The following is a 10,587-nucleotide window of genomic DNA, read 5'->3' as shown; positions in this document are numbered from 1 at the left end:
TGCGACGGCGGACCCGGCGCGGGACCAGCCGGTAGAGTTGCCGGTGTTCGTCCAACCCGAGGAGATCGCGTGGAAATCCGCATCGGCATCATCAACACCGGTCGTGAGCTGAGCTTCGACACCTCCAGCACGGCTGACGAGGTGCGCTCCCAGGTGGTCTCCGCCCTCGAGCAGAACGCCAGCCACATCAGCCTCACCGATGCGAAGGGCAGCTCGTACATCGTGCCCACCGCGAACCTGGCCTACATCGAGCTGGGCACCGAGGAGTCGCGCCGCGTCGGCTTCTTCGCCTGACATGTACATCCTGCTCGCCCTGATCGCGGCGTGCTCTCTGGGCGTCGCCCTGCATTTCGCGCTGCCGCAGCGCCAGCTGCGCGGCGTCGCGGTGACACCGGCGATCGCGACCGCCACGACCGCCGCCGTCTACACGATCATGCAGTGGACGGGCGTCGGCGAGGGCGACGTACTGCTCTGGGTCGTGAGCATCGGCGCGGGTCTCGCGCTGGCCGCGGCATCCACCCTCGTCCTGACGTCGCAGCGCACGCGCCGCGACACGCTCGAAAAGCAGTCGCTCGGCATCTGACGCGATCGCCGCCGGATGCGCATGCGGCCCGGGATGCTACGAGGCGAGCCCCATGGCATCCATCCGCCTGGCGTGCGCGCCCATCAGCTCGGTGTACACCGGCTCGATCCGCTGATCGTCGGCGACCAGTCGCCCCGGCCGCAGTGCGTCGCGGCACACCAGCAGGGTGTCGCCGACCAGGCGACGCCCCCACATCGACAGCAGCGAGCGCCATTCGTCGTCGCTCTCGATCGTCTCCTGGATGATCGAGACGATCTCCCCGCCCCGGTCGTCCTGGCGCAGGATGGCGGCGACCCGCTCCCCGGTCTCGCCGTAGCTGCCTGCCAGCGCGAGGTAGAAGTCGTCCAGCATCCCCGCGGTGAGGTACACCGCGAGCAGTGTCTCCTCCTGCCGCTCGCCGATGGTCTTGCGGCGGAACTCGTCGAGGTTCTCGCGGAACGGCAGCATCACCTGCGTCGGATCGTCGCCGCGTTCGGCGATCACCTGCACGATGCCGCGGTGCTTGTCGAGCGCGGCTCCGGCGGCGCGCGAGAGCGCCTCCTTGCGGGCCAGCTCCTGAGTGCCGCGGATGCCTCGGCTGAGCGTCTCGAAATAGCCGAGCTGCAGGTACGCGGCCTGCCCGAGGAACCGATTCAGCTCCGGGGCGAGCTCGGCGAAGTCGACGCGCGTCGTGCCGCTCGCCTCCCCGCGGCTGCGCAGCTTCAGCGTGCGCCGCTGGGGCGCGCGCTTCCAGAACCAGTTGACCACGAGCCCACACTACTGGGCGCGGGGCCGTCCTCCGGTAGGCTTGTCCCGTCCTGCCATCGGAGCAGGGCCCCGCGCCTGGCATGAACTGAGACGGCGTGGATCCGTTACGAGGCGCCCCCGTGGCATACGCCGCGCTCGCGCCGGACAGGCAAGAGAACACTGTGACTTCATTCGCTGATCTGGGAATCGATCAGGACATCATCGACGCGCTCGCCGCGAAGGGGATCGTCGATGCGTTCCCCATCCAGGAGCAGACCATTCCGCTCGGCCTTCCGGGCCAGGACATCATCGGCCAGGCCAAGACCGGAACGGGCAAGACGTTCGGCTTCGGCATCCCCGTGGTGCAGCGGCTCGGCCAGAACCCCGAGCACGGCGTCAAGGCGCTCATCGTGGTGCCCACCCGCGAGCTGGCCGTGCAGGTCTACGAGGACATGGACCTGCTCACGTCGAACCGCTCCACCAGTGTGGTCGCGATCTACGGCGGCAAGGCATACGAGGGCCAGATCGACCAGCTGAAGGCCGGCGCGCAGATCGTCGTCGGCACGCCAGGGCGTCTCATCGACCTGGCCAACCAGCGGCTGCTCGACCTCTCGAACGCGACCGAGGTCGTGCTCGACGAGGCGGACAAGATGCTCGACCTCGGGTTCCTCGCCGACATCGAGAAGATCTTCTCGAAGGTTCCGCCCGTGCGGCACACCCAGCTGTTCTCGGCGACCATGCCCGGTCCCATCGTGGCGCTGGCGCGCCGGTTCATGTCGAACCCGATCCACATCCGCGCCACCGATCCGGATGAGGGCCTGACGCAGGCGAACATCAAGCACATCGTCTACCGGGCGCACTCGCTCGACAAGGACGAGATCATCGCCCGCATCCTGCAGGCCGAAGGCCGGGGCAAGACCGTCATCTTCACCCGCACCAAGCGCGCCGCCCAGAAGCTCGTCGACGAGCTCGGCGACCGGGGCTTCAACGTCGGCGGCGTGCACGGCGACATGGGCCAGGAGCAGCGCGAGCGCTCGATGGCGGCGTTCAAGGCCGGCAAGCGCGACGTGCTGGTCGCCACCGACGTCGCCGCCCGCGGCATCGACGTGGACGACGTCACGCACGTCATCAACCACACCATCCCCGACGAGGACAAGACCTACCTGCACCGCGCCGGCCGCACCGGCCGCGCGGGCAAGACGGGCATCGCCGTCACCTTCGTCGACTGGGACGACCTGCACAAGTGGGCCCTGATCAACCGCGCGCTGGAGTTCGGCCAGCCCGAGCCCGTCGAGACCTATTCGTCGAGCCCGCACCTGTACAGCGACCTGAACATCCCCGAGGGCACCAAGGGACGCTTGGTGACCGCACCGAAGGCCGAGAAGCCGGCGTCGGAGCGTCGTCAGCGTCAGCCGCAGAAGGCAGCGGAAGCCGCCGCCGAGGGCACCGACGAGGGTGCGACCAAGCGGCGCCGTCGCCGCCGTCGCAGCTCGGAGGGCGACAAGGTCGGCTCCACCTTCGCCGAGGGCGCGGAGAGCACCGAGCAGCAGGCATCCGGCTCCTCGTCGCCCGCAGAACGCGAGGCGGACGGGGCGGGCACGCACGACGGCGACGCGACCGGCGAGCACCGCGACGGCAAGCCGGCGCCGCAGCGTCGTCGCCGTCGTCGGCGCAGCGGCGGTGCGGCCCCCAGCGGCGCCTGACCCCTCACGCTCATCGAGGCCTCTCCTGCTCAGCGGGAGGGGCCTCGATCGCGTCTCAGGGGGTGCGGGGCGATGCGCCGCTCGCGCGCTCGACGATGCGGGCGACCATCTCGTCTGAGGTGGTGTTCTCCCCGGGGCGGTTGGGTTTGCCCGCGCCGTGGTAGTCGCTGGATCCGGTGACGATGAGGTCGTGACGCGCGGCGATCTGACGCAGCCGGCGCTTGCCCTCGGCGGTGTTCTCGCGGTGATCCACCTCGAAGCCGGCGAGCCCCTCGTCGATCAGCCGCTCGATGTACGTCAGCGGCATCATCCGGTCGCGTCCTGCCGTGACGGGATGCGCGATCACGGCCACTCCCCCGGCGCGCGTGATCAGACGCACCGCCGCCAGCGGGTCGGGTGCATAGTGCGGCTCGTAGTAGCCCTCGCGCGGATGCAGGATGCCCTCGAACGCCTCCGTGCGGTCCCGGACGATGCCCCGCGCGACGAGCGCGTCGGCGATGTGCGGACGGCCCACCGTGGCATCCGGGGTCGTCTGCGCCAGCACGTCGTCCCAGCCGAGGTCGTAGTCGCGACCGATGCTGCGCACGATCCGCTCCGCGCGACCGACCCGGTCGCTGCGGATGCGATCGGTCTCGGCGACGAGGTCGGGGTCGTCGGGATCGAAGAGGTACCCGAGCACGTGGACGCTGCGCCACTCGTGCTTGGCCGAGAGCTCCATGCCGGGCAGGAACGTCATGCCCAGCGAGACCGCGGCATCCCCCGCCTCCTGCCAGCCGGTCGTGCGGTCGTGGTCGGTGAGGGCGGCGGTGCGGATGCCGTGGCCGTGCGCTTGACGCATCACCTCGGCCGGCGGCTCGGTGCCGTCGGAGTGATTGGAGTGCAGATGCAGGTCGCTCGGTCCCGGAGGGCGGGTGGAGGGGCCTGACGTCATCCTCCGAGGGTACCGCCAGCGATGACGCAGACGTCTCCTCTAGGATTTCGGACGATGCTACGACTCGTCGGAATCCTCCTCACGGTGCTGTTCGCCATCGCGACGGCGGTTCTCGTGTGGCCGCAGTTCTTCCATCTCGAGCTCACCTTCCCGATCACTCAGATCATCGCCTCCCGCATCGCGCTCGCGGTCGCCTTCCTGGTGGTCGCCCTGGTCGCCGCCCTGCTGCTCCTGGCGAGGCCGCTGCGCGGCTTCGCGGCGTCGATCCTCGTCGTGGCGCTGGTCGGAGCCGGCTCGATCGGCGTGATCGGGGCCACTCGGGGATACGGCTCGGATGCCCTGCCGCAGAAGACCGATGAGGCGGTGCGCGTGCTCACCTGGAACACCGCGGGCGCCGCCGTGTCAGCCGACACGATCGCCGGTGTCATCGCCGACCAGCAGATCGACGTCGTGTCGCTGCCCGAGACCGCGGAGGAGGTCGGCGAGCAGATCGCGATCATGATGCGCGATGCCGGACGCCCGATGTGGGTGCACCACGTCAACATCCAGCCCGACGTGCCGGACGGGCCGCAGGCCTGGCAGACGACGATCCTGATCTCGGCCGACCTCGGCGAGTACTCGGTGATCGACTCGTCGCTGGACGGATCGAGCAACACCGGATCGGTGCCGAGCGCCGTGGCGATGCCCGTCGACGGCACAGGTCCCACCATCGTGGCCGTGCATGCCGTGGCGCCTCGCCAGGGCGACATGTCGCAGTGGCGGTCGGACCTGGAGTGGATCGCCGACCAGTGCCCGGAAGGCGAGTTCATCCTCGCGGGGGACTTCAACGCGACGCTCGACCACATGGCATCGTTCGGCATCGACGGCGGCACCATGGGCCGTTGCATCGACGCCGCTGCGAGCACCGGCAACGGCATGGTCGGCACGTGGCCGGCGAGCCTGCCGCATCTGGCCGGCGCACCCATCGACCACATCATGTCGAGCCCGGAATGGCAGGCGACCGGAACGCTCGTGCTCGAGGACGCGGGCGGCAGCGACCATCGGGCGATCGTCGCTCAGCTGGAGCCGGCGGGTCGGTAACCGGTAACCGGGCGGCATGCGTCGCGCGTCCGCCGGGGCGCTGCGGCAGGGTGCCGTGTCGGCGACGAGTGACACAATGGATGCATGACCAGCGCAGACACCGACGCCGCCGTCGAGACCCCCGCCGAGGCTGTCGCAGCGGAGAAGAACCCCCGCAAGCAGCCGTTCCCCCGTGGATTCCGCGAGACGATCTCGACCGGATGGGCCGAACGCCCTGAGTCCATGCCCGCCCCGCGCGCCCAGGCGGCGTACGCCGCGGCCCGTCGCGCGAAGGTCTCGGCTGCCTTCCCCGGAGAGCGCCTGGTCGTACCGGCCGGATCGTTCAAGCAGCGCAGCAACGACACCGACTACCCGTTCCGCGCACACTCCGCCTTCGTCCACCTCACGGGGTGGGCGAACGAATCCGAGCCCGACTCGCTGCTCGTCTTCGAGCCGACCGAGAACGGACACGAGGTCACGCTGTACTTCCGCGAGCGTGCCGACCGCACCACCAGCGAGTTCTACTCGGATGCCACGATCGGCGAGTTCTGGATCGGGCCGCGCCCCTCGCTCGCAGGCGTCGCCGCAAACCTCGACGTCGCGACCGCCCACGTGGATTCGTTCGTCGCCGGGGATGACGACCTCGTCGTCGACGTCGACGAGGAGCTCACCCGCTTCGTCTCGGAGCTGCGCCTGGTCAAGGACGAGTTCGAGATCGCCGAGATGCGGCATGCGGTCGCGGTCACGGCATCCGGGTTCGACGACATCATCCGCGACTTCGACCGCGCGATCGCGCACCCCCGAGGCGAGCGCATCGTCGAGGGTGTGTTCCACCAGCGGGCTCGCAGCGACGGGCACTGGGAGGGCTACGACACGATCGCCGCCTCCGGCCATCACGCCTGCTACCTGCACTGGACGCGCAACGACGGCGCCGTCGTGCCGGGAGACCTGATCCTCATCGACGCCGGTGTCGAGGTCGACAGCCAGTACACCGCCGACATCACCCGCACCCTGCCGGTGAACGGCACGTTCTCAGACGTGCAGCGCCGCGTGTACAAGGTCGTGCTCGAGGCCGCGGACGCCGCGTTCGCCGTCGCGAAGCCCGGAGTGCGCTTCCGCGCGCTGCACGAAGCCGCGATGGACGTGATCGCGCGCCGCACCGCGGAGTGGGGCCTGCTGCCCGTCTCCGCAGAGGAGGCTCTGGATGCCGACAACGGCGGCCAGCACCGCCGCTACATGGTGCACGGCACCTCGCACCACCTCGGCATCGATGTGCACGACTGCGCGCAGGCGCGCCGCGAGATGTACTACGACGGGGTGCTCGAAGAGGGCATGGTCTTCACCATCGAACCGGGTCTGTACTTCCAGATCGACGACCTGACCGTGCCGGAGGAGCTGCGCGGCATCGGGGTGCGCATCGAGGACGACATCCTGGTGACCGCGGACGGCGCCGAGAACCTGTCGGCGGACATCCCCCGCACGGTCGAGGACGTCGAGGCGTGGATCGCGCGGCTGCGGAAGAGCTGAGCCGCTGAGCGCGGTTCATCCGCTGGGTCAGCGCCGCAGCGAATATCGCGCCGGCACGGACGCTCATCCGCGCCGGCATGCGGCCGGAGCGCCACGGCATCGAGGAGGAGTGGCACGCGGAACGTGGGTGGACTGAGGACCGGGGCTACGCACTGCTCGCACACGAAAGGCGATCTTCGAGCAGTTCCTGCTGTCGATGCCGTACCGGACGGAAGAAGGCGACAGCCTCCTTCGTTATCTCTTCGTGATCTTCCGGACGCGACTATCGCTCGAATTCTTGTTCGAATGTCGGTGGTCGCTCGCACAATTGAGTCATGGCCCTCTTCACCGACATCGACGCTCAGGTCGCGGTTCTGCGCGACCTGTTCGGCGCAGATGCGGATGTGCAGGATCTGTCGGCGCGGATGTCGTCGTTCCCGGGCGAGAAGCTGGTCGAGGCGCTGGGCGCGGCGGCGTCGCTGGTGCGCGCGGCGGAGCGGATCGGGATCGTCGGCGCGGGCATCGTCGCCGCCCGGTCCACGCGCGAAGCGGGGCAGGACGGGCTGGCGCAGTCCCGCGGTCACCGCTCTCCCGCAGCGCTCGTGCAGGAGCTCACCGGAAGCAGCCATGCCGATGCGCAGCGGCAGGTGCGGCTGGGCCAGTCCATCCTCGACAGCGAGGTCCCCGCTGCGGCGGAGGGGAATGAGACGTCGTGGAGCGGCCACGACGCCGTCCCTGCGCTCTCTGACACGGCGCTTCCCCGGATGCCCTGGCATGCGCCACTGTCGGCGGCGCTGCTGCAGGGGTGTCTCTCCCCGGCGCAGCAGGATGCGATCCAGCGCGGCCTCAGCCAGCCGACCGATGACTCCGACGACACGCACGCCGCCTGGACGGCAGCGGCAGAGCAGCTCATCGCCGACGCCGGCTGCCGCACCGTCGAAGAGCTTCGCATCCAAGCCCGGGCGATCCGGGACCACCTCGACCCCGAGGGCGCTGCGCGCCGGTTCGCAGAGCGGTACGAACGGCGCAGCTTCCGCACCTGGATCGACGCCGACGGACGCGAGCGCGGGCACATCGAGTTCGAAGACGAAGGCGCCGCCTGGGTGAGAGCGATCCGTGACGCGGCTCTGCGCCCACGTCGCGGGGGCCCGCGGTTCGTCGACTCCGACGAGGCGAACAATGCTCGAGATCTCGCCGCCGACTCTCGGACCAACGATCAGCTGTTCTACGACCTGCTCATCGATCTGCTTCGTGCGGGCGCGCTCGCTGACGCGAAAGACGTCTTCGGCGCACGCCAGGCCGGAGTGCGGCTCGTGCAGGTGCAGGCCGCCGACGGCACCCCGACCAGCGCGCGCACCGAGGACTACGGCATGCCGTTTCCGTTCGCCAGCATCCAGCAGCACGTGTGCGAGAGCGGAACCGTGCAGGTCACCATCGATTCCCGCGGCAATCCGCTCGACGTGGGCCGAGAACACCGACTCTTCACTCCCCCGCAGCGCATCGCGCTCGCCATCCGAGACGGCGGATGCCGCTGGCGAGGCTGTGACCGCCCCGCGTCGTACGGTGAAGCCCATCACATCGACGAATGGCATGCCGACCGGGGTCGCACCGATATCGACCGTGGCATCCTGCTCTGCAGACATCACCATATGCAGCTGCACCACGGCGGATGGCGCATCACTCGAGAAGGGAAAGGCGAGTTCCTGCTGCATCCGCCCGGCGGAGAACCGGCCATCCCCCTGCGTGCACGCGCAGCACTCGTCGCAGCCTGGGCCGGAATCGACCCTCCGCCCCGGCGCTTCCGACCCGCGATCGCGTGAGATTGTGCGACGGGGCGGGATGCTGCACCGCCGGCGACGTCGGCGACATGGTGGGCGTCAGGTGAGCACCACCGGCCGACCAGGACTCGCCACCCTCCCCGCTCTGCTTCCGAACGAAGCCGAGCTGCGTCGACAGCCACGGCGAACCTGACGCCGACAGGCCATCTGCCAGCCACAGCTCGATGTGATGGAGCCCGATGCTCACCTCTGCGCGTGCCGTCGCTCGACCTCGTCGATGAACGCCACCACCAACGGCGCCAGTTCCGCGCCGATGACGTCAGCCGGCCGCTTGGCACCCTTCACCTCGAACGAGTGCCCACCGCCGTCGATCCACGCGATCCTGGCATCCGGACACGACGCCACCGCTTCCTCCAGCTGCGCCAGCGGCTGCACGAACGGGTCATTCGTGCCTTCGACGAACAGCTGGGGCGCACGCACGGCGGGCAGATGCTCGACCCTCGGTTTCTCCGGCTTGCCGGGCGGGTGCAGGGGGTACCCGAGGTACACGAGCCCATTCACGTCGAGACCGTCCGCGACAGCCATCGACGCCATCCTGCCGCCGTAAGACTTCCCACAAGCCCAGATCGCAGCCTCGGGCCGCTCGGAGCGGATCATCGCCACCACTGCACGCCAGGTCAGAACGGCGTGCGCGGCCGGCCCTGGCATCCGCCGACCCGCCTCCACATAGGGGAAGTTGAATCTCAGAGTCGTGAATCCGGCGTCCCGCAGCGCCGCGGCGAAACCGACCAGGAACGGATGATCCATGCCCGCACCGGCTCCGTGCGCGATCGCGACGACACCGCGCGACTCGCCATCCGGCTCCTCCCACGCTGTCGACACCGTCACCGATCCCGCCGGCAGCGGCACCTCGACCGCCATCAGGCGCTCCTCACGAATGGAAGGCGCACGATCTGACCGCGACGCGCGCGCCGCAGGGCGACCAGCACCACCACGAGATGCACGACGCACACCATCACATACAGCAGAAGCGGGATGCCCTGCGGAAGGAGACCCGACGCCGGAGCACTCGGCTGCGTCAACCGCACCAGCCCGACAATCAACTGCAGAAGAAGCAACGCGGTCGACACGATCAGGAACAGCCGTCCCCACGAGCGGGCGAGAGCGGCGTTCTGCTTCGCCACCGGGCCCTGCCGCGACAGCGAGTCATGGGCCGCGATCATGCCGCCGCCGGCGGCCAAGGGCCCGAGGAACGGAACCGGCAGCAGCACGAGCAGACCCAGCGCCCACGCCGAAGCGCCCGTCGCCCGGCCGCTCGAGCCCGTCATCGCGGGTCGGTCGGATTCGACAGGTCGCTGCCCGCGGCGGGCTTCGGGGCGGACCCGGGGTCGGCCCCCTCGATGCCGGGCTCCGCACCCGGAAGCGGCGGCTTGGGCGGAACGACCGGACCGCCGGTCGTTCCCGGAGCCGGGTCCGGGGCAGGAGCGGGATCCGGGACCGGATCCGGAGCAGGAGCGGGATCGGTGACGGGCTGCGGCGACGGAGAGGCGGGTCCGGCCGGCGTCGACGGACCGGACTCGTCCGCCGGGCCGGCAGAACCGCCCTGCCCTGCCGAACCGCCCTGACCTGCCGAACCGCCCTGACCTGCCGAACCGCCCTGACCTGCCGAACCGCCCTGGCCAGCCGAGCCACCCTGACCTGCCGGCGGAACGCGCTCGCCGTACCGCGGCGGCTCGCTGAGGTCGACCGGCGGACGCACGCTCTGCGCGCGCTCCGGACCCACGACGCCCCGCGCCTTGGTCAGCGACGCGGGCTGCACCCGCACCTCGTAGTGATCGGCCAGCATCTGCATCATGCTCGCGAAATCACGACGGCGACGCACGATCGAGTACGTCACCAGACTCATGATCATGCCGAGCGCGACACCGATGAGCAGGAACCCGAGGAAGAGCGAGATCGGGGCATCCGGCGTGCCGAACAGCATGACGGCCGACAGCAGCAGACCGATCAGCACGCCGTTGGTCGCGCCCGACCGCGCGGCGGCTGCGTATCCGAGCTTGCCGGTCACGCGCTCGACCGTGCGCACGCCCTCGCCGACGATGGCGATGTCACGCGCAGGCACCTCTCCTGCGATCAGCTTCGAGACGATCTTCTGGGCGGCCTCGTAGTCCTTCGTCGAGGCGATCACCTCGCCGAGGTCGGTGCCTTTTCCCGGTCGATTCAGCATGCTCATCCGGCCATTGTCCCATCGACCCCTGTGCGCCGTCACCCGCCGGGCCGTCAGCGCACTCGCGGACTACG

Annotated in this window: 11 protein-coding genes; 6 read left to right on the top strand and 5 right to left on the bottom strand. The window is 69.8% G+C overall.

The annotated features are described in order from the left end of the window. The first annotated feature begins 69 nt into the window (after positions 1–69). Both AB0O65_RS03790 and AB0O65_RS03785 read left to right on the top strand, forming a co-directional pair. Positions 70–294 carry a DUF3107 domain-containing protein gene (locus tag AB0O65_RS03790; RefSeq protein WP_071642725.1) on the top strand — a complete coding sequence of 75 codons (225 nt, stop codon included), beginning with the start codon at positions 70–72 and terminating at the stop codon, positions 292–294. A 1-nt stretch (position 295) separates the two neighbouring features. Then, positions 296–583, top strand: a complete 288-nt coding sequence (locus tag AB0O65_RS03785) for a hypothetical protein (protein WP_071642723.1) — start codon at positions 296–298, stop codon at positions 581–583. Positions 584–619: 36 nt separating this feature from the next. On the opposite strand, the gene AB0O65_RS03780 is transcribed toward AB0O65_RS03785, so the two are convergent. Then, positions 620–1,330 carry a ferritin-like fold-containing protein gene (locus AB0O65_RS03780; RefSeq protein WP_071642720.1) on the bottom strand — a complete coding sequence of 237 codons (711 nt, stop codon included), beginning with the start codon at positions 1,328–1,330 and terminating at the stop codon, positions 620–622. Positions 1,331–1,491: 161 nt separating this feature from the next. Between AB0O65_RS03780 and AB0O65_RS03775 the strand changes: the two genes are divergently transcribed. Then, the gene (locus AB0O65_RS03775) at positions 1,492–3,012 is read left to right on the top strand and encodes a DEAD/DEAH box helicase (RefSeq protein ID WP_071642749.1); all 1,521 of its coding nucleotides are present in this window, start codon (positions 1,492–1,494) and stop codon (positions 3,010–3,012) included. Between the two features lie 55 nt (positions 3,013–3,067). On the opposite strand, the gene AB0O65_RS03770 is transcribed toward AB0O65_RS03775, so the two are convergent. Then, a complete protein-coding gene (locus AB0O65_RS03770; protein ID WP_191711883.1) occupies positions 3,068–3,943 on the bottom strand; it encodes a PHP domain-containing protein in 876 nt (291 codons plus the stop codon). A gap of 54 nt (positions 3,944–3,997) precedes the next feature. Between AB0O65_RS03770 and AB0O65_RS03765 the strand changes: the two genes are divergently transcribed. From AB0O65_RS03765 to AB0O65_RS03755, 3 genes are all read left to right on the top strand, one after another. Next, positions 3,998–5,023 carry an endonuclease/exonuclease/phosphatase family protein gene (locus AB0O65_RS03765; protein ID WP_363383168.1) on the top strand — a complete coding sequence of 342 codons (1,026 nt, stop codon included), beginning with the start codon at positions 3,998–4,000 and terminating at the stop codon, positions 5,021–5,023. A gap of 84 nt (positions 5,024–5,107) precedes the next feature. Then, the gene (locus tag AB0O65_RS03760) at positions 5,108–6,529 is read left to right on the top strand and encodes an aminopeptidase P family protein (RefSeq protein ID WP_313477707.1); all 1,422 of its coding nucleotides are present in this window, start codon (positions 5,108–5,110) and stop codon (positions 6,527–6,529) included. A 314-nt stretch (positions 6,530–6,843) separates the two neighbouring features. Further along, on the top strand, positions 6,844–8,328 hold the full coding sequence (locus tag AB0O65_RS03755; RefSeq protein ID WP_363383166.1) for a DUF222 domain-containing protein: 1,485 nt from the start codon (positions 6,844–6,846) through the stop codon (positions 8,326–8,328). Between the two features lie 201 nt (positions 8,329–8,529). Here the strand turns inward: AB0O65_RS03755 and AB0O65_RS03750 are convergent, their stop codons facing one another. From AB0O65_RS03750 to AB0O65_RS03740, 3 genes are read right to left on the bottom strand one after another with little or no spacing between them, the layout of a single operon-like run. Beyond that, on the bottom strand, positions 8,530–9,207 hold the full coding sequence (locus AB0O65_RS03750) for an alpha/beta family hydrolase (protein WP_363383163.1): 678 nt from the start codon (positions 9,205–9,207) through the stop codon (positions 8,530–8,532). Further along, entirely contained in the window at positions 9,207–9,614 is a 408-nt protein-coding gene (locus tag AB0O65_RS03745) for a hypothetical protein (protein ID WP_071642708.1), read from the bottom strand. The genes AB0O65_RS03750 and AB0O65_RS03745 overlap by 1 nt, the downstream gene beginning before the upstream one ends. Continuing rightward, positions 9,611–10,519, bottom strand: coding sequence for a general stress protein (locus tag AB0O65_RS03740; protein ID WP_363383159.1), 909 nt, complete (start codon positions 10,517–10,519; stop codon positions 9,611–9,613). The genes AB0O65_RS03745 and AB0O65_RS03740 overlap by 4 nt, the downstream gene beginning before the upstream one ends. Positions 10,520–10,587 lie beyond the last annotated feature (68 nt).

This window comes from Microbacterium sp. NPDC077391 (assembly GCF_040686955.1).
GTDB classification, from domain to species: Bacteria; Actinomycetota; Actinomycetes; order Actinomycetales; family Microbacteriaceae; genus Microbacterium; species Microbacterium commune.
The sequence above is the reverse complement of the archived record's forward strand: the minus strand, read 5'-3'. Positions and strand labels throughout refer to the sequence as shown.

Excerpts from the sequence above, each read along its gene's own strand:
- AB0O65_RS03785 (WP_071642723.1), top strand. The coding sequence starts at position 296 with ATGTACATCCTGCTCGCCCTGATCGCGGCGTGCTCTCTGGGCGTCGCC.
- AB0O65_RS03770 (WP_191711883.1), bottom strand. The coding sequence starts at position 3,943 with ATGACGTCAGGCCCCTCCACCCGCCCTCCGGGACCGAGCGACCTGCAT.
- AB0O65_RS03765 (WP_363383168.1), top strand. The coding sequence starts at position 3,998 with ATGCTACGACTCGTCGGAATCCTCCTCACGGTGCTGTTCGCCATCGCG.
- AB0O65_RS03760 (WP_313477707.1), top strand. The coding sequence starts at position 5,108 with ATGACCAGCGCAGACACCGACGCCGCCGTCGAGACCCCCGCCGAGGCT.
- AB0O65_RS03755 (WP_363383166.1), top strand. The coding sequence starts at position 6,844 with ATGGCCCTCTTCACCGACATCGACGCTCAGGTCGCGGTTCTGCGCGAC.
- AB0O65_RS03750 (WP_363383163.1), bottom strand. The coding sequence starts at position 9,207 with ATGGCGGTCGAGGTGCCGCTGCCGGCGGGATCGGTGACGGTGTCGACA.
- AB0O65_RS03745 (WP_071642708.1), bottom strand. The coding sequence starts at position 9,614 with ATGACGGGCTCGAGCGGCCGGGCGACGGGCGCTTCGGCGTGGGCGCTG.
- AB0O65_RS03740 (WP_363383159.1), bottom strand. The coding sequence starts at position 10,519 with ATGAGCATGCTGAATCGACCGGGAAAAGGCACCGACCTCGGCGAGGTG.